The organism is Streptomyces sp. NPDC025618, from assembly GCF_055558795.1.
Genome location: NZ_JBVHLW010000012.1, coordinates 1 through 16,529 on the forward strand (window position 1 = coordinate 1; position 16,529 = coordinate 16,529).

Below are 16,529 nucleotides of genomic sequence, written 5' to 3' on the forward strand. Positions count from 1 at the left end.
CGCCGCGTGGGGGCGCGTGCCCCAGACCCCCGACTGCCGGTCCGTTGCCGCCTGCGGCGGGGGCGGCCTGCGGCCGCGTCCTCAAACGCCGGACGGGCTGGATATTCAGCCCGTCCGGCGTTTGAGGACAACGCGGCGAAGCCGTGTTGCGGGGTCTGGGGCGCAGCCCCAGTTTCGGGAAGGGGCGGGGCTGGGGAAAAAGCCCGCCGCAGGCGCAAGCCGGCCCGCACCCGGAAGCTGAAGCAAGCCCCCACCCCGCAACCCCTAGCGCGCAGCGCCCCGCCGCCGCGTAAGCCAAAGCGCCCCGGCGACCCCGGTCAGCAACACCGTCCCACCCAGCGTCCCGAGCGCGACCGCCGAATCCGCCGGCCCCGTCTGCGGCAACTGCCCACCACCGGTGGACCCACCACTCGCGGCCGACCCGCTGGACCCGCTCGACCCACCCGTACCGCCGGAGCCGCCCGTACCGCCCGAACCACCCGACGTGGACCCGCCGGTGGTCGAACCACCCGTCGTGGAGCCCCCGGTCGTCGACCCGCCCGTCGTGCTGCCGCCCGACGAACCGCCCGCCTTGACCTCCAGCGTGAGCGACGGCTTCGGGTTGTTGGACGGCGTGCAGGTCGTCGTCGTGCCGAGGGCGGAGATCGTGAGGGTGGAGGCGGTGAAGGTGACGGTGCCGCTCTTCTTCGGGGTGTACGTGCCCGACAAGTCGCTGATCTTGATGGGGGTGTTGGCGGGGATCTCCTCGGAGTTGGCGGGGCCCTCCACGGCCACCGTGCCGCTGTCCGCGCCGCCGAGCTTGATGACGGCGCTCGGCTTCATCGCGCCCTTGCCGAGCGCGACGGGGCTGGAGGAGACGCCCTTCTCGAAGGACATGGTGAGCTTGTAGGAGTCGCCGCTCGCGACGCCCTTGATGTCAATGGGCGACACCGCGCTCTTGTCGCCGATGGGGGTCTTGCACTGGTAGTTGACGTCGACCGTGTCCGCGTGCGCGGCGGGCGCGGCCAGCAGGAGGACCGTTCCTCCGGCCACGGTCGCGGCGAGCGCGAGCGCGGACGTACGGCGAGCGGGTCGGCGCTGGATGTGGGACACCTCGGGTTCCCCTCTCGTCCGGTGCCGTAGCCGTGCATCACTGACGGCACATCAGATCGGGCGCCGACAGTACGCCGGGGACCTCGAGGAGGGAAGAGATCTCACGCGCTAGGCCGGAGCGGCGAGCTCCGCCCAGACGGTCTTGCCCTCGCCGGCCTCGTTGCGCACGACCCCCCAGTCCAGACAGAGCCGCTGCACGATGAACATGCCGTGGCCGCCGGGGCGGCCCGCGCGGTGCGGGGTGCGGGGCGTGGGGGTGCCGACGCCGGGGTCGACGACCTCCAGCCGCAGCACCTTGCCGACGAAGCTCACCCGCAGTTCCTCGGGGCCGTCGGCGTGCAGGCAGGCGTTGGTGACCAGCTCGGAGACGACCAGCAGGACGTCCTCGGCGGCCGCGCGGTGGTCGGCGGTGGCGGCGGGCAGCCAGCCCCAGTCCTGGAGTGCCTCACGGGTGAAGTCCCTGGCACGGGGAACGGCGCCGCTGGCCCCGACGAGGCGGAGGCGGCGGACCTGTCCCCCCGCCGGCGGGTGGGCATCGGCGGAGGCGCCGTCCGCGTCCGGACCGGGCTCGCCCGGCGGCGGGTACGGCCGCGTGGTGCTCATCAGCGCTTCACCTCACCGATTCACCGACTCAGGGTTTGATGGATACCAGGCACTTAAAACAGATGCAGTACAGATTCAGCAGACTCCTGCCCGACCGATCCAGGGGAACACCCACTTCTTCGGCACGGCTCCTGTGACACGGGTAACCCGGGGGTTACGCACAGATAGGAGGGGTGACACCCATCACTCGGAGAGCGCGGCATCCAGCGTGTCGTGCACGGTGAAGACGGCTTCCGCGCCGGTGATCTCGAAGACCCTGGCGACGACCGGTTGCATGGCGGCGAGGTGGATGGATCCACCCGCGGCCTCCGCGACCAGCCTGGCGCCCAGCAGCACGTTGAGCCCGGTGGAGTCGCAGAACTCCAGCTTCGAGCAGTCCACGACCACGCGCGCGCTGATGCCGGCGACGCTCGCCTCCAGGGGCTCGCGCAGCAGCTCGGCGGTGTGGTGATCGAGCTCACCCGCCGGCGTCACGACCGCACTGGCTCCGTGGCGCCGGACCTCTACATTCAGCCGGCCTTTGCTTGCGCTGCCGACCATCCCGCGGTCCATGCGCATCCCTTCCCGGTTGCTTGCGTGGACGGCTGAACACTACGCCTTCGATACGACGTCCGGTAGCCGAACATCCGTCATTTACCGACAAAGTCGGACAACACGGACTTGCCAGGGGGTGGTGAAGACCGGTAGGGCTAGTAGAGGACATCCACCACGGACGGCTTTGGAGGCGCCGCAAACCGCAGCAAGAAGTCAAGGCATCGGCGGCCATATGCCGAGAATGATGGAGGACACCATGTCACCCCGGCTCGACGCACCGCGCACCGGAACCCTTCGGGAGACCGCGTCGTCGGCGACCCCGCACGAACGGAACGAGCCCGCTGTCGCCGGGCTCCCCGAGATCCCGCCCTACGACGAGGTGGGGCCGGACGACGCGCGGGCCCTGTCCAAGACCCTCTTCGCCCGCCTCGCGGAGCTTGAGGAGGGCACCCACGCATACGCGTATGTCCGCAACACCCTGGTCGAACTCAATCTGGCCCTGGTGCGGTTCGCCGCCTCGCGGTTCCGCACCCGCAGCGAGCCGATGGAGGACATCGTCCAGGTCGGCACGATCGGCCTGATCAAGGCGATCGACCGCTTCGAGCTCAGCAGGGGCGTCGAGTTCCCCACCTTCGCGATGCCGACGATCATCGGCGAGATCAAGCGCTTCTTCCGCGACACGAGCTGGTCCGTGCGCGTCCCCCGGCGGCTCCAGGAGCTCCGCCTCGACCTCGCGCGCACCCGCGACGAGATGGCGCAGCAGCTCGACCGCTCCCCCACGGTCGCCGAGCTCGCCGAGCGGCTCGGCCTGGCCGAGGAAGAGGTCATCGAGGGCATGGCCGCGAGCAACGCGTACACCGCGAGCTCGCTCGACGCCCAGCCCACCGAGGACGACGCCGAGGGCACGCTCTCGGCCCGCATCGGCTATGAGGACCACGGCCTCGAAGGCATCGAGTACGTGGAGTCCCTCAAGCCGCTGATCGCCGAACTCCGGCCCCGCGACCGGAAGATCCTCTCCCTGCGCTTCGTGGCGAACATGACGCAGTCGGAGATAGGCGAGGAGCTGGGCATCTCCCAGATGCACGTCTCACGGCTGCTCTCGCGCACGCTCGTGCGACTGCGCCGGGGGCTGCTGGTCGAGGAGTGACCCGGGGTCACTTGCGATGGCAGACGAACTGCCGGCTGCCGTCGTCACCGGTCTGGATCACGGCACTCGCACACCCCTCGGGGCACTGCGGCGGCGCGGCGTGCGCGCTGCGGCGGCGCTCCGGGGGGTGGTCGCATGTGGAGCAGTACCACCCGGGCGCGTACGGGTAGGTGACGTCCCACCACATCGGACTGCCGCAGCGCCTGCACCCGACCAGGGGCGGCCGGCTCTGATTGACGTTCACCCGGGCATCGTCCCGCCCGCCGCCGCGTGTGACGGGCGGGCGGCTTCGGCCTCACCCGATCGAGGACGACCGCGCCGATTCGCACCGGCCGTCAATCCGGGCGACCCCACCATGTGAACAAGTGCAAGATGTCGCCATGAGCGTGAGCATAGACATCACCGGCCTGCCGCCCGAGCGCATCGTCTTCGAGACGTCCCCGCTGGCAGAGCTGTGCATCACGCTGCACGTCCTGTCCGAGCCCGGCCACCACCCCGGGCAGGCGGCCTGGGCCACCGCCACGGCCGGCGCGCTCCGGCAGGATCTCGCCGACCGGCTGCGCGAGGCGGACTTCCTGTGGCGGCACGCCTTCTCCGACCTCTTCATGCCGTACTCCGGGCTGCGCGGCGGTGACGGCCGGCCGGGCCGGACGCTCGCCGAGGAGCTCGACCAGCTGGACCGGCTGGACGACGACCAGTTCGTCACCACCGCCCTGGAGTTCACCTGCCTCGCCTCCTACAACACGGGCGCCCCCTCCCCGCTCGCCGACCCGGCCACCCGCGCCAGGGCACTGGAGCTGGCCGCCGCCCGCGGCCCCCGGCAGCTGGACTTCACCGGGCGGCTGCTGAAGGACCCCGCCTCCGTACGCGCCTGGGTGCGCCGCCTGCTGGAGGACTGCGACGACGCCTTCTTCGCGGCCCTCTGGCGGGAGGGCGAGCCCGCGCTCGCCGCCGACGCCCGGCACAAGAGCGAACTGCTGCGCCGCAAGGGGCTGAGCGAGGCCCTGGCCGAGGTCTCCCCCGCGATCACCCTGGAGGACGGCGGCAGGCTCGTCCGGATCGACAAACTGACGGAGGGACACACGTCGGCGGTGGACCCGGCGGTGGGCACGGGCCTGACGTTCGTACCGTCGCGCTTCGGCTGGCCGCACCTGATGGTGCTGCACCGGCCGGGCTGGCGTCCGGTGGTCCACTACCCCGTCGGCTCGCCCGAACTGCCACCGCCGACCTCGGTCGAGCTCCTGAAACTGCGCCTGGAGGCACTGGCCCACCCCGTCCGCATCCAGCTCTGCCGCAGCACGGCCCGCGCGCCGCACACGACGGGCGAACTGGCCGGCATCCTGGGCATCAGCGCGCCGGAGGTCTCGCGCCACTTGGGTGTGCTGAAGAAGGCGGGCCTGATCACGACGCGCCGTCGCGGCCGGTACGTCAACTATCAGCTGGATGTGCTGGCGGTGGCGCGGCTGAGCGGGGAGTTCTTGGAGGGGATCCTGCGCTGAGGCTTCGCTTCGGGGCAACCTCTGTCCGGCGTACGCTCGTCCGGCTGCGCCGGTGGCACGGTGGCTCAGTCGTACTCACCGAGGGCGGCCGCCAGCCCGCGCCCCTCCGGCGCGCCCCGGCGCATCAGGAGGGCAGCGGTCGTGTGCAGCTCGTTCCAGGCGTGCGGGCGGCCGATCGCGGCCGCGTCCTCCAGGGAGCCCAGGGCGACGGCGAGGGCTTGCTGCGGCTCCCCCGCTCCCGCGTAGGCGTGGGAGAGGCAGGCGCGGTACCACGTGCCGTCGCGGCGGTAATCGTCCGGCAGGGCGGCGAGACCGACGGTGAGCTGTTCGACCGCGCGTGGCCACGCCCGCAAGTGCAGCTCGGCCATGCCGCGTTGGAGCGTGAACCACGTCTCGTCGTAGAAGTACATCCACGGCGGCTGGTCCTCGGGACGCTCGGCGGCGAGGGCCATGAGCTTCCGGCCCTCGTCCAGCAGACGGCGCGCCTCGTCGGCCTCCTGGTTGAGCGCGTGCCCGCGCGCGGCCATCTGCACGGCCATGGCCTGTACGCCCAGGGAGCTGCCGGGTGCCGACCACCGCGACGCCTCGGCCAGCCGCACACACCGGGTGGCGCGGCCTTTGGACCAGGCCATGTGCGCCTTCATGTTGAGGGTCGTGGCCGCCATGTCGGCGTCCCCCGCCTCCAGCGCCCACTCGTGGGAGCGGTCGTACCAGGCCAGGGCGGTGGCGGTGGCGTCCTGGTCCTGCGCCATCCACGCGAGGAACTGGGCGTGCTCCGACGCGAGAAGCACCAGGCGGTCGGCCGTGGCTCCGCGCGCGCTCGCGTGCAGGTCCATGACGGTGCGGAGCTGGCCGCGCACGAGATCGACCAGCGGGCGTGAGCCGATCACGTCCTCAGCCCGGCGGTGCTCGGCGAGCAGCCGGTCGAGCCAGTCCAGGGTGGCGGCGTCCACGCGCGCGGAGCCGTCGACCACGCTCGTCACCCGCGCCAGGAGATCGGCGTCCGGGGCGGAACCCGGCAGCCGCAGACTCGGGACCGCGCCCGCGTCGGGCCGCTCCCCCGCGAGCGTCCACAGCTCCGGGGGGACGCCGAGGCCGGAGGCGATGCGCTGACGCACCTCCACGGAGGTCACGCGCTGCCGCCCGCGCTCGATGTCGGACACGTCGGACTGCGCGAGCCCGGTCAGTTCCCCGGCCTTCGTCTGGCTGATGCGCGCGAGCTTCCGGTACGTCCGCAGGACGGCGCCCCAGTCCTCGTCCGCGACCGCCGCCACCAGCTGAGGATGAGCCCAAAGGTCCACCATGTGATCCCTCACCATCCGAATATAGGGCGGCCTATAGGGCCTTGGGATGGGTTCCCCTTCCGGAGTGCGTGACGGTACCGGCATGGATGACACGCAGAGCTCCGCGCGGGAGCGAACGAATCCGGACGGGATCCCCGCGCCCGGAACGCTGGTGCTGGACGGCGAGAGCGACCGCATCGGCGTGGTCATGGACACCACCGCGAACCGGATCTTCCTGCGGCCCGAGCGCGGTGGCCGCGAGTGGGAGACGGATCGGGAGAACGTCCGGGCCCTCACCCGGAAGGACACCCTCCGTGCGGCCGTGGCCGCCGTCAACGCCCGCGGCGGGAGGCACGCGTGAGCGGCACCGTGCCACCGCCCGCCCGGTCCTGCCTCGCGTGTTCGAAGCTCCTGCTGGCCCGGGCCGGAGCGGCCCGGGAAGGTCGCTTCGACGTCGTCCAGGACCTGAACCGGCGACTGGAGACGCATCGGCGGGCCGCACACGCGTGACGGGGCCCGTACGCGGAAAGGAGGAGTCGGGGACGAAGCATCCCTGCCTAGCGCCCTCTCGGAGGAACATCACCCGCATGAGCGAAGAGTGCTGTACCGGCCCGCATCAGTTCTGCAAGGGGTGCCGGGGAAGCGGGTATTACCAGGCGCTCACGCTCTATGTGAGTCAGTCCGGCCAGGCCGGGGAGATGTCGGCGGCGCACACGTGCCCGGCGTGCAGGGGACGGGGGATCTTCTGCAGGCGGTTCCTGCCGTGCGGGGACGAGCACGAGGACGAGACCCCGGCGATCGGCCCGGATGTCGTCCCGCCCGTGTGACGCGGACAGCGGCTACTTCGCGCACAGCGCCGTGGACAGGACCTTCAGGGCCGCGGTATCGGCCTGCGGGGTCTTGCTCATGTCCTTCGAGAGGGCGAGAGTGATCTGCCGCTCGCCGTCGGCCGAGGTGAAGCTGAACGTGTTGTAGCCGGGGACGCTTCCGGTGTGGCCCCAGGCCGGCTTCTCGCCGGGGCAGTAGGCGGAGTTGCTCTCCAGGCCCAGACCATACTTGCGGCTCTCGCCGCGGTCCGTGTCGTGCAGGGTGTTCATCTCGCGCCACAGGTGCTTCGGGAGCAGCTTGCCGCCGGCGAGGGCGCGGTAGAAGCGGTTGAGGTCGGCGGTGGTGGAGACGAGGTTGCCGGGGCCCCAGAAGGCCGTGGGGCTGAAGTCGGCGTAGTCGGTGGGGGCGCTCTCGCCGGGGAGCTGTTCGTAGCCGTGCAGGTGCGGGCCGGACAGGTGCGCGGAGGTGGGTATCGAGGTGCCGGTGAGGTGGAGCGGGCGGACGATGCGCCGGGTGATGGCCTGGTCGAGGGTGGTGCCGGTGCGCTTCTCGACGAGCATGCCGAGGATGACGTAATTGGTGTTGGAATACTCCCACTTGCCCGCCGCGCCGGGCTCGAACGTACGCGGCTCCTTGAGCGCCATGTCCACCAGCTCGCGAGGCGTGTAGTGGGAGCGCTGAAGGCTGCGCAGGGGGTCGGGCAGCCGCCGGAGCACGTCGGTGTAGTTGGCGATCCCGCTGGTGTGGTTCAGCAGCTGCCGTACGGTGACGGGCGCGCCGTTCCCGCCGTCGGGCACCAGGCCGGGGAGGTGGCGGCCGATGGGGTCGTCGAGGCGGACCTTGCCCTCGTCGACGAGCTGGAGGACGACGGTGGCGACGAAGCTCTTGGTGACGCTTCCGGCGCGGAACCGGTCCCCGGCCTGCGCGCGCCGCCCGTCCGCGAGGTCGGCGACGCCGCTGCCGCCGCGCCAGACCCCGCCGGCGTCCCGCACCTCGGCTGTCGCGCCGGGCACGCCCGCGGCGACGACCGCGTCCAGCGCGTGCTGGAGCGCGGCCCGGTCGGCGCCGCGGGCTGCGGGTGCGGCGACGGCCGGTGCGGCGGCGGGCGCGAGGGCCGCGGCGGCGAGCACTACGGAGACGACGGCGGTTCTGCGGCGCATGATCGGGGGGCCTCTCGGTGGCGGCTGGCTGATGCTCCGTCAACCTATGCGGCACCGGTGCCCCGCACGCTCATGACCAGGAAGGATTCCGCACCGGCCGCCCCTTAGAGGTCACCCTTAGAGGTCTCCCTGAGAGGTCACCCCTGAGAGACCCCCTGCGGTCAGACCTCCCGCACGCCGCCCCGCCAGACCGCCGAGACCAGCGGGACGCCGGGCCGGTAGGCGAGGTGCACGTGCGAAGGGGCGTCGAGGAGGGCGAGGTCGGCGCGGGCGCCGGGGGTCACGCGGCCGACGTCGGTGCGCCGCAGGGCCGCCGCGCCGCCCGCCGTCGCCGACCAGACGGCCTCGTCGGGGGTCATCCCCATGTCGCGTACGGCGAGGGCGATACAGAAGGGCACCGAACTCGTATAGGACGAGCCGGGGTTGCAGTCCGTGGACAGCGCGACGGTGGCGCCCGCGTCGAGCAGTCGGCGTGCGTCGGGCCAGGGGGCGCGCGTGGAGAACTCCGCGCCGGGCAGCAGCGTGGCCACGGTGCTGCCGTTCGCGAGGGCGTCGACGTCGGCGTCGGTGAGGTGGGTGCAGTGGTCGGCGGAGGCCGCGCCCAGCTCGACGGCCAGCTGGACGCCGGGCCCGTAGGAGAGCTGGTTGGCGTGGACGCGGGGGATCAGTCCGCGCGCGGCTCCGGCGGTGAGGATCGTACGGGCCTGGTCGCCGTCGAAGGCGCCCTTCTCGCAGAACACGTCGACCCAACGGGCGTGCGGCGCGCAGGCGTCGAGCATCGCGCCGGTGACGAGACCGACGTACGCGGCCGGGTCCTCGGCGTAGTCGGGCGGGACGATGTGCGCGCCGAGGTAGGTGACCTCGTCGGTGTGGGCGGCGGCGATCCGCAGGGCGCGGGCCTCGTCCTCGACGGTGAGGCCGTAGCCGGACTTGGTCTCCAGGGTCGTGGTGCCCTGGCGCCGCGCCTCGCGTATGTGGCGCAGGAGATTGGCCTCCAGCGCCTCGTCGGAGGCGGCGCGGGTGGCGGCGACGGTGGTGCGGATGCCGCCCGCGCTGTAACTCTGCCCGGACATCCGGGCGTTGAACTCCGCGGTGCGGTCGCCCGCGAAGACCAGGTGGGAGTGGGAGTCGACGAAGCCGGGGAGCGCGGCCCGGCCCTCGGCGTCGACGCGATTGTCAGTGGCGGGTGCTTTGCTGGAAGCACCGACCCAGGCGATGCGGTCACCGTCGACGACGACCGCCGCGTCCTGGATCTGACCGAGGGGGCCCGCACCGAGGGAGGGGTCGTTGGTGACGAGGTTGCTGATGCCGGTGATGACCGTGGTCGCCATGGGGGTGTGGCTCTCCTTCGGCTTGGGCGGATCTTATGGGCGGTTTCTGCGGGCGGTGGCGTGGGACAGGCCGCTGCGCGGCGGTGCCCTCAGGCGCCGGGCCGGCCGGAGCGGGCCGATGGAGGTGCGCATTCCGGCCCCTCCGGCGATGGAGGACGCTCCCCCGGACTTCGTCCGGGGAGACCCCCAAGGCCACTCCCGCCGCAGGCGGCGACCGAGCCGCACCCGGACAAGGGCTACTCCCGCAGCGCCGCGATGGACTCCGCCAGCGCGCCCGGCACATCGGGTACGAGCTGGTGGGCGCCGTCCCGTACGACGTGGCGGCCGCCGATCACCGTGTGCCGCACGTCCGCGCTGGTCGCCGCGAATACGGCCGTCTCGGCGCCCAGGCGCGGCGGCGGGCCCGCGGTGCGCACGGAGTCCAGCGCGATCGTGGTGAGGTCGGCGAGCGCGCCCTGCTCGATGCGGCCCGCTTCGTCCCAGCCGAGGGCCGCGTGGCCGTCGGCGGTGGCCGCGCGCAGCAGTTGGGCCGCCGTCCAGTGGCCTCGGGTGTGGGAGTGCAGCCGCTCGTCCAGCTCCATGGCGCGCGCCTCTTCGAGGATGTCGATGACGGCGTGGCTGTCGCTGCCCAGCGACAGCGGGGAGCCCGCGCTCTGCAGCCGGTGGGCGGGGCCGATGCCGTCGGCGAGGTCCCGCTCGGTGGTGGGGCACATGCAGATGCCGGTGTGCGAGTGACCGAGGAGGCGGATGTCACCGGGGGTGAGATGCGTGGCGTGGACGGCCGTGGTGCGCGGCCCGAGCACGCCGTGGTCCGACAGCAGCGCGGTGGGGGTGAAGCCGTGGGCCTCGACGCAGGCGTCGTTCTCGGCGGTCTGCTCGGAGAGGTGGACATGCAGCGGGGCCTCGCGCTCCTGCGCCCAGGCGGCGACGGTGCCCAGCTGGTCGACGGGCACGGCGCGTACGGAGTGGACGGCCGCGCCGATCCGGGTGTTGCCGTCGCCCTTGAGCGCGGACGCGCGCGCGGCCCACTCCTCGGCGGTGCCGTCGCTGAAGCGGAGCTGGTGCTGATTGGGCTCCGCGCCGAAGCCGGAGGAGAGATAGCAGGTGTCGAGGAGGGTGATGCGGATGCCGGCGTCGGCGGCGGCCGCGATCAGTGCCTCGCCCATGGCGTTGGCGTTGTCGTAGCGCGCGCCGCCGGGGGCGTGGTGGAGATAGTGGAACTCACCGACGGCGGTGATGCCGGCGAGGGCCATCTCGGCGTAGGTGGCGCGGGCGAGCGCGAAGTAGCTCTCGGGGGTGAGGCGGTCGGCGACGCCGTACATGACCTCGCGCCAGGTCCAGAAGTTGCCGGGCGTCCGCTCGGCGGCCTCCGCCGCCTGCCCGCCGTGCGCCCGCGCGGGGGCGGCCGTGGCACGGCCCGCCTGGACGATGCCGCGCAGGGCGCGGTGGAAGGCGTGGCTGTGGGCGTTCGCCAGCCCGGGGAGCGTGAGTCCGCGCAGGGTCACCGCGCCGGGGGGCGGGGCCGTGATCCCCCGGCGCACGGCCGCGATCCGGCCGTCGTCGCCGGTCTCCACGAGCACACCGGGCTCGACCCCGGTGTCGAGGAGGGCGTGCTCCGCCCAGTAGGTCTGCCTCGTCAGCGACACGCCAGGCCCTCCAGTACGTCGGCGAGTGCGGTCACCCCGGCCAGGCAGTCGTCCTCGGCCGCCGTTTCGGCGGGTGAGTGGGAGACACCCGTGGGGTTGCGTACGAACAGCATGGCGGTCGGGACGGCTCCGGAGAGGATTCCGGCGTCGTGTCCCGCGCCCGTGCCCAGGACAGGGAGCTCCGCGCGGCCGGCCTTCGCCAGGATCCGGCCGAGCTCGTCGCGCAGGGCGTGCTCGAACTCGACGACGGGGGTGAAGGACTCGCGGGTGACCGTCACGTCGATGCCGTCGCGCTCGCCGCGCTCCACGGCCGCCTTCTCGATCTCGGCGACGACCAGGTCGAGCGTGTCCTGGTCGGCGGCGCGGGAGTCGAGCCAGCCCCTGACCAGGGAGGGGATGGCGTTGACGCCGTTCGGCTCCACGCCGACCTTGCCGAAGGTGGCGAGGGCACCGGCGAGCCGGGCCTTCTTCCGCGCGGCGAGGACGGTGTTGGCGTAGGTGAGCATCGGGTCGCGGCGGTCCTCCAGGCGGGTGGTGCCCGCGTGGTTGGCCTCGCCGCGGAAGTCGAACCGCCAGCGGCCGTGCGGCCAGATGGCGGAGGCGATGCCCACGGGGTGCGGAGTGTCCGCGAGGGCCCGGCCCTGTTCGACGTGCAGCTCGACGAACGCGCCGATGCGGGCGAGCCGCTCGGGGTCGGCGCCGATGCCCTCGGGGTCGTAGCCGGCGCGCTCCATGGCCTGCGGGAGGCTGATCCCGTCGGCGTCGCGGAGGGCGTGGGCCGCCTCGACGGTGAGCTGTCCGGCGGCCAGCCGGGAGCCCACGCAGGCGAGGCCGAAGCGGGCGCCTTCCTCGTCGCCGAAGTTGACGATGGCGAGGGGGCGGGCGGGCCGGGCGCCGCGGGCGCGCAGCTCGTCCAGGGCGGCGAAGGACGACACGACGCCCAGCGGGCCGTCGAAGGCGCCGCCGTCGGGGACGGAGTCCAGGTGGGAGCCGGTGACGACGGCGTCGCCCGCTTCGGGGTCACCGAGCCAGGCCCACTGGTTGCCGTTGCGGTCGGCCTCGTAGGTGAGGCCGCGCGTCCGGGCCTGGTCCTCGAACCACGCGCGGCAGTCGGTGTCGGCTTCCGTCCAGGCGTAGCGGCGGTAGCCACGGGTGGCCGCGTCGCGGCCGATCGGCGCGAGGTCGCGCCACATCTCGTGGAAGGACGGACCTGCGGGGGCCTCACCGGGGGCGGCTACGGGTGTCTCACCGGGCGCGGCTACGGAAGGGGCGTGTTCCGTCTCGTGCCCGGCCGCGGGCCGGTGGGGGCTGGTCGCGCAGTTCCCCGCGCCCCTTTCGGGGCGCGGCACATCGGATCCGGTCACGCCTGGTCACCCTCGCGCATCGGGATGCGGACGCCGCGGTCCTGCGCCACCGACTCCGCGATGTCGTAACCGGCGTCCACGTGCCGGATCACGCCCATGCCCGGGTCGTTCGTCAGGACGCGGCGGATCTTCTCGCCCGCCAGCGGCGTGCCGTCGGCGACCGTCACCTGGCCCGCGTGGAGGGAGCGGCCCATGCCGACGCCGCCGCCGTGGTGGAGGGAGACCCAGGAGGCGCCGGAGGCGACGTTGACCATGGCGTTCAGCAGCGGCCAGTCGGCGATCGCGTCGGAGCCGTCGAGCATGGCCTCGGTCTCGCGGTAGGGGGAGGCCACCGAGCCGCAGTCGAGGTGGTCGCGGCCGATGACGACCGGCGCGGACAGCTCGCCCGAGGCGACCATGTCGTTGAAGCGCTCGCCCGCGCGGTCCCGCTCGCCGTAGCCGAGCCAGCAGATGCGGGCCGGGAGGCCCTGGAAGTGGACGCGCTCCTGCGCCATCTTGATCCAGCGCGCGAGGGACTCGTTCTCCGGGAAGAGGTCGAGGATCGCCTTGTCGGTGGCGTGGATGTCCTTGGGGTCGCCGGACAGCGCCGCCCACCGGAAGGGGCCCTTGCCCTCGCAGAACAGCGGCCGGATGTAGGCGGGCACGAAGCCGGGGAACGCGAAGGCCCGGTCGTAGCCCGCGAGCTGTGCCTCGCCGCGGATGGAGTTGCCGTAGTCGAAGACCTCGGCCCCGGCGTCCATGAAGCCGACCATGGCCTCGACGTGACGGGCCATCGACTCCCGGGCGCGCTGGGTGAAGTCGGCGGGCTTCTCGGCCGCGTACGAGGCCATCTCGTCGAAGTCCACGCCGACCGGCAGATAGGCGAGCGGGTCGTGGGCGGAGGTCTGGTCCGTGACGATGTCGATGGGGGCGTTCATGGCGAGCAACTGCGGTACGAGCTCCGCCGCGTTGCCGAGGACGCCGATCGACAGCGGGCGGCGCGCGTCGCGCGCCTCGACCGCGAGCTGGAGTGCGTGGTCGAGGGAGTCGGCCTTGACGTCGAGATAGCGGTGCTCGATGCGGCGGTCGATGGCGCGCGGGTCGCAGTCGATACAGAGCGCGACGCCGTCGTTCATGGTGACGGCGAGCGGCTGGGCGCCGCCCATGCCGCCGAGCCCGGCGGTCAGCGTGATCGTCCCGGCGAGGGTGCCGCCGAACTTCTTGGCGGCGACGGCGGCGAACGTCTCGTAGGTGCCCTGGAGGATGCCCTGCGTGCCGATGTAGATCCACGAACCGGCCGTCATCTGGCCGTACATGGTGAGGCCGAGGGCCTCCAGGCGGCGGAACTCCTCCCAGTTCGCCCAGTCGCCGACGAGGTTGGAGTTGGCGATCAGGACGCGGGGCGCCCACTCGTGCGTCTGCATCACGCCGACCGGGCGGCCGGACTGGACGAGCATCGTCTCGTCCTGCTTCAGCGTCCGCAGGGTGCGGACCATGGCGTCGAAGGAGCGCCAGTCGCGGGCCGCCTTGCCGGTGCCGCCGTAGACGACCAGCTTGTCCGGGTGCTCGGCGACCTCGGGGTCGAGGTTGTTCTGGAGCATGCGGAGGGCGGCTTCCTGCTGCCATCCCAGAGTGCTCAGCTGCGTGCCGCGCGGTGCTCGGACGGGTCGCGGTCCGGACATGGGCCCTGCCTCCCTGGCGGCGCTCCGTGGAGTGCCGGTGATCTAGCCGGTGATCTGAAGAGAACCTTGAATAGAACGCTTCACATATTGTGGCAGTGAATACCGCCAGTCAACAGGGGTGGCCGCCGGAAACGAAAGGGGCCGCCACCGGTATTCGCCGCGCGACTTCGGGGCAATCAGTACGGAGCCACCGAAAGGGAGCGCCATGACCTCCAGAGACCAGGCCGTACGCGCAGCCGTCGCCCAGGGCGTCGTCGGCCCCCGCGAGCCGCTCGCCGGCCTCCTCGACGTCCAGAGCATCCGCGACGCCGCCGGCGCCCTGCACGCCGCCTTCCCCCGCACCGCCCTGCACACCTTCGCCGTCAAGGCCGCGCCCCTGGTCCCGGTCCTCCACCTGCTCGCCGGGGAGCGCGTGGGCTGCGAGGTCGCCAGCCCCGGCGAGCTCGCCCTCGCGCGGAGCGCCGGCGTCCCCCCGGAGCGCATCGTCTGGGACTCCCCCGCCAAGACGACGGACGAACTGCGCGAGGCGCTCGCCCACGGCATCGCGGTCAACGCCGACAACCGGCAGGAACTGGCCCGCCTGGACCGGCTCACTGCCGAGGCCCCCACCGCCTCACCCCTCGGCATCCGGGTCAACCCGCAGCTCGGCACCGGCAGCATCGCCGCCCTGAGCACCGCCACGGAGACCTCGAAGTTCGGGGTGGCCCTGCGGGACGAGGGGGCGCGGGAGTGGCTGGTGCGCGCCTTCGCGGAGCGCCCGTGGCTGACCCGGCTGCACGCCCACGTCGGCTCGCAGGGCTGCCCGCCCCCACTGATGGCCGAGGGCGTACGGGAGACGTACGGCCTGGCCGAGGAGATCAACCGGGCGGTGGGCCAACAGCAGGTGCGGACGCTGGACATCGGCGGCGGCCTGCCCGTGAACTTCGCGTCGGACGCGGTCACGCCCACGTTCGAGGAGTACGCGCGGCTGCTTGTGGCCACGGTGCCGGGCCTGTTCGACGGCCGCTACGGCGTGGTGACCGAGTTCGGCCGGTCACTGCTCGCGAAGAGCGGCATGGTGCTGGCCCGCGTGGAGTACACCAAGACGGCGGGCGGCCGCCGGATCGCCGTGACGCACGCGGGCGCGCAGGTGGCCACGCGCACGGTCTTCGCGCCGGAGTCCTGGCCGCTGCGGGTGGTGGCGTACGACGCGCAGGGGCACCCCAAACAGGGCCGCCCGGTGCCGCAGACGGTCGCCGGCCCGTGCTGCTTCGCGGGCGATCTGATCACCGTGGACCGGCCGCTGCCGCCGCTGGAGCCGGGCGACCATGTGGCGCTGCTGGACACCGGCGCGTACTACTTCTCGAACCACTTCGCGTACAACTCGCTCCCCCGTCCGGGGGTTTACGGCTACGCGTCGGCAGAAGGTCACACGCGATTCGCCACCGTGCGCGCGCCGCAGCGCCTGGAGGAACTGGTCGCGGAGAGCGGCGCGGCCCACGCCACCGCGCTCAGCGCGCTGCGCTGACGGCCGCCCCACGGGCGGCACGGCCCGGTCCGCGGCCACGGCGGCGGGCGCCGCCCGGCAGCGCGTCGCCCGCGGCGGGCCCGGTGGTCAGGTAGCCGGGCACGGGCTTGGCGGCGGGAGCCGACCGCGCCCACTCCGCGCGCACCCAGAACAGCGTCTCGGCGTCCCGCTCCAGCCCGCCGATCCAGAGCGCCTTCGCCCACAGCCCCGCACCGGCACCGGCGAGCGCGAGGCCGCCCGCGGCGGGCACCGCGAAGGACGAGCCGACGGCCGCGAGGAAGGCGATCAGCAGCCACCAGCGGCGGGCGCGCCGCCAGTTGCGCAGGGTGACCCGGCGGTCCTGGAGGAAGACCGCCTTGCCCGCGCGGGACGCGCCGCGCGCGAGCTCCCGGTAGCGGCCGCGCCGGGCCAGGAAGACCGCGCCGGCCACGATCAGGAAGAGCCCCGCCCCCGCGAGCAGCCCGATCTTCCGCCCGGTGAGCCCGGGGACGAGCGCGCCGACGGCCGCGCTCAGCAGGCCTGGCCACCAGAGCCAGGCTGCGGGTGCTCTGACGATCACTGCTACTCGGGCCAGTGCGTGTGAGCCGCGTCCCATCGTTGGAATCCTCCCTTTTGCGTGGGTTCTGGGGGCTTGTTGCCTGCGGCAGGCTAGCGAATGTTTCTGAGCGGGGGCTGAGAATGGGGGGCGGGCTGGTCGGCGCCTGCGGCGGGCTTTTTCCCCTACCCGCCCCTTCCCGGCTGCATCTGATGTGCGGCTCCGCCGCGTGGGGGGCGCGTGCCCCAGACCCCCGGCTGCGGGTTTCGTTGCCGCCTGCGGCGGGAGCGGCCTGCGGCCGCGTCCTCAAACGCCGGACGGGCTGAAAAGAAGAACAGC

17 protein-coding genes are annotated in these 16,529 nt (G+C 72.9%); 6 read left to right on the forward strand and 11 right to left on the reverse strand.

What is annotated here, in order from left to right; all coding sequences use genetic code 11:
- Positions 1-264 precede the first annotated feature (264 nt).
- From ACZ4A5_RS13600 to ACZ4A5_RS13610, 3 genes are all read right to left on the reverse strand, one after another.
- Positions 265-1,092: a peptidase gene (locus ACZ4A5_RS13600; RefSeq protein WP_467582240.1), complete on the reverse strand. Its 828-nt coding sequence runs from the start codon at positions 1,090-1,092 to the stop codon at positions 265-267.
- 108 nt (positions 1,093-1,200) lie between these two features.
- On the reverse strand, positions 1,201-1,695 hold the full coding sequence (locus ACZ4A5_RS13605; protein WP_467582242.1) for an ATP-binding protein: 495 nt from the start codon (positions 1,693-1,695) through the stop codon (positions 1,201-1,203).
- Positions 1,696-1,878: 183 nt separating this feature from the next.
- Positions 1,879-2,247 (reverse strand): STAS domain-containing protein, encoded by a 369-nt coding sequence (locus ACZ4A5_RS13610; RefSeq protein ID WP_398870263.1) that lies wholly within the window; start codon positions 2,245-2,247, stop codon positions 1,879-1,881.
- A gap of 226 nt (positions 2,248-2,473) precedes the next feature.
- On the opposite strand from ACZ4A5_RS13610, the gene ACZ4A5_RS13615 reads away from it, so the two are divergent.
- The gene (locus ACZ4A5_RS13615) at positions 2,474-3,376 is read left to right on the forward strand and encodes an RNA polymerase sigma factor SigF (RefSeq protein ID WP_467582444.1); all 903 of its coding nucleotides are present in this window, start codon (positions 2,474-2,476) and stop codon (positions 3,374-3,376) included.
- Between the two features lie 7 nt (positions 3,377-3,383).
- Here ACZ4A5_RS13615 and ACZ4A5_RS13620 read toward each other — a convergent pair whose 3' ends face one another.
- Positions 3,384-3,620, reverse strand: coding sequence for a hypothetical protein (locus ACZ4A5_RS13620; protein WP_467582244.1), 237 nt, complete (start codon positions 3,618-3,620; stop codon positions 3,384-3,386).
- Positions 3,621-3,756: 136 nt separating this feature from the next.
- Between ACZ4A5_RS13620 and ACZ4A5_RS13625 the strand changes: the two genes are divergently transcribed.
- Complete coding sequence (locus ACZ4A5_RS13625; protein WP_467582246.1) at positions 3,757-4,875, forward strand: DUF5937 family protein; 1,119 nt, start codon at positions 3,757-3,759, stop codon at positions 4,873-4,875.
- Between the two features lie 65 nt (positions 4,876-4,940).
- On the opposite strand, the gene ACZ4A5_RS13630 is transcribed toward ACZ4A5_RS13625, so the two are convergent.
- Complete coding sequence (locus ACZ4A5_RS13630) at positions 4,941-6,179, reverse strand: helix-turn-helix domain-containing protein (protein ID WP_467582248.1); 1,239 nt, start codon at positions 6,177-6,179, stop codon at positions 4,941-4,943.
- 82 nt (positions 6,180-6,261) lie between these two features.
- On the opposite strand from ACZ4A5_RS13630, the gene ACZ4A5_RS13635 reads away from it, so the two are divergent.
- From ACZ4A5_RS13635 to ACZ4A5_RS13645, 3 genes are all read left to right on the forward strand, one after another.
- Positions 6,262-6,519, forward strand: a complete 258-nt coding sequence (locus ACZ4A5_RS13635) for a hypothetical protein (RefSeq protein WP_467582250.1) — start codon at positions 6,262-6,264, stop codon at positions 6,517-6,519.
- Entirely contained in the window at positions 6,516-6,668 is a 153-nt protein-coding gene (locus ACZ4A5_RS13640; protein WP_467582251.1) for a hypothetical protein, read from the forward strand. The genes ACZ4A5_RS13635 and ACZ4A5_RS13640 overlap by 4 nt, the downstream gene beginning before the upstream one ends.
- A gap of 77 nt (positions 6,669-6,745) precedes the next feature.
- Complete coding sequence (locus ACZ4A5_RS13645; RefSeq protein ID WP_467582253.1) at positions 6,746-6,985, forward strand: hypothetical protein; 240 nt, start codon at positions 6,746-6,748, stop codon at positions 6,983-6,985.
- A gap of 12 nt (positions 6,986-6,997) precedes the next feature.
- Here ACZ4A5_RS13645 and ACZ4A5_RS13650 read toward each other — a convergent pair whose 3' ends face one another.
- The 5 genes from ACZ4A5_RS13650 to hutU all read right to left on the reverse strand — a co-directional run bounded on the left by ACZ4A5_RS13650 (position 6,998) and on the right by hutU (position 14,148).
- The gene (locus ACZ4A5_RS13650; protein WP_467582255.1) at positions 6,998-8,146 is read right to left on the reverse strand and encodes a serine hydrolase domain-containing protein; all 1,149 of its coding nucleotides are present in this window, start codon (positions 8,144-8,146) and stop codon (positions 6,998-7,000) included.
- 161 nt (positions 8,147-8,307) lie between these two features.
- The gene (gene hutI / locus ACZ4A5_RS13655; protein ID WP_467582257.1) at positions 8,308-9,477 is read right to left on the reverse strand and encodes an imidazolonepropionase; all 1,170 of its coding nucleotides are present in this window, start codon (positions 9,475-9,477) and stop codon (positions 8,308-8,310) included.
- Between the two features lie 236 nt (positions 9,478-9,713).
- Positions 9,714-11,123 carry a formimidoylglutamate deiminase gene (locus tag ACZ4A5_RS13660; protein ID WP_467582259.1) on the reverse strand — a complete coding sequence of 470 codons (1,410 nt, stop codon included), beginning with the start codon at positions 11,121-11,123 and terminating at the stop codon, positions 9,714-9,716.
- The gene (locus ACZ4A5_RS13665) at positions 11,114-12,316 is read right to left on the reverse strand and encodes an allantoate amidohydrolase (protein WP_467582446.1); all 1,203 of its coding nucleotides are present in this window, start codon (positions 12,314-12,316) and stop codon (positions 11,114-11,116) included. The genes ACZ4A5_RS13660 and ACZ4A5_RS13665 overlap by 10 nt, the downstream gene beginning before the upstream one ends.
- 167 nt (positions 12,317-12,483) lie before the next feature.
- Complete coding sequence (gene hutU / locus ACZ4A5_RS13670; protein ID WP_467582261.1) at positions 12,484-14,148, reverse strand: urocanate hydratase; 1,665 nt, start codon at positions 14,146-14,148, stop codon at positions 12,484-12,486.
- A 205-nt stretch (positions 14,149-14,353) separates the two neighbouring features.
- Between hutU and ACZ4A5_RS13675 the strand changes: the two genes are divergently transcribed.
- Positions 14,354-15,655, forward strand: coding sequence for a type III PLP-dependent enzyme domain-containing protein (locus ACZ4A5_RS13675; RefSeq protein WP_467582263.1), 1,302 nt, complete (start codon positions 14,354-14,356; stop codon positions 15,653-15,655).
- On the opposite strand, the gene ACZ4A5_RS13680 is transcribed toward ACZ4A5_RS13675, so the two are convergent.
- On the reverse strand, positions 15,639-16,250 hold the full coding sequence (locus ACZ4A5_RS13680) for a hypothetical protein (protein WP_467582265.1): 612 nt from the start codon (positions 16,248-16,250) through the stop codon (positions 15,639-15,641). The two genes, ACZ4A5_RS13675 and ACZ4A5_RS13680, sit on opposite strands and share 17 nt — an antisense overlap.
- Between the last annotated feature and the right edge of the window lie 279 nt (positions 16,251-16,529).

Excerpts from the sequence above, each read along its gene's own strand:
- ACZ4A5_RS13605 (WP_467582242.1), bottom strand. The coding sequence starts at position 1,695 with ATGAGCACCACGCGGCCGTACCCGCCGCCGGGCGAGCCCGGTCCGGAC.
- ACZ4A5_RS13610 (WP_398870263.1), bottom strand. The coding sequence starts at position 2,247 with ATGGACCGCGGGATGGTCGGCAGCGCAAGCAAAGGCCGGCTGAATGTA.
- ACZ4A5_RS13615 (WP_467582444.1), top strand. The coding sequence starts at position 2,474 with ATGGAGGACACCATGTCACCCCGGCTCGACGCACCGCGCACCGGAACC.
- ACZ4A5_RS13625 (WP_467582246.1), top strand. The coding sequence starts at position 3,757 with ATGAGCGTGAGCATAGACATCACCGGCCTGCCGCCCGAGCGCATCGTC.
- ACZ4A5_RS13630 (WP_467582248.1), bottom strand. The coding sequence starts at position 6,179 with ATGGTGGACCTTTGGGCTCATCCTCAGCTGGTGGCGGCGGTCGCGGAC.
- ACZ4A5_RS13635 (WP_467582250.1), top strand. The coding sequence starts at position 6,262 with ATGGATGACACGCAGAGCTCCGCGCGGGAGCGAACGAATCCGGACGGG.
- ACZ4A5_RS13645 (WP_467582253.1), top strand. The coding sequence starts at position 6,746 with ATGAGCGAAGAGTGCTGTACCGGCCCGCATCAGTTCTGCAAGGGGTGC.
- ACZ4A5_RS13650 (WP_467582255.1), bottom strand. The coding sequence starts at position 8,146 with ATGCGCCGCAGAACCGCCGTCGTCTCCGTAGTGCTCGCCGCCGCGGCC.
- hutI (WP_467582257.1), bottom strand. The coding sequence starts at position 9,477 with ATGGCGACCACGGTCATCACCGGCATCAGCAACCTCGTCACCAACGAC.
- ACZ4A5_RS13665 (WP_467582446.1), bottom strand. The coding sequence starts at position 12,316 with ATGTGGCGCGACCTCGCGCCGATCGGCCGCGACGCGGCCACCCGTGGC.
- hutU (WP_467582261.1), bottom strand. The coding sequence starts at position 14,148 with ATGTCCGGACCGCGACCCGTCCGAGCACCGCGCGGCACGCAGCTGAGC.
- ACZ4A5_RS13675 (WP_467582263.1), top strand. The coding sequence starts at position 14,354 with ATGACCTCCAGAGACCAGGCCGTACGCGCAGCCGTCGCCCAGGGCGTC.
- ACZ4A5_RS13680 (WP_467582265.1), bottom strand. The coding sequence starts at position 16,250 with ATGGGACGCGGCTCACACGCACTGGCCCGAGTAGCAGTGATCGTCAGA.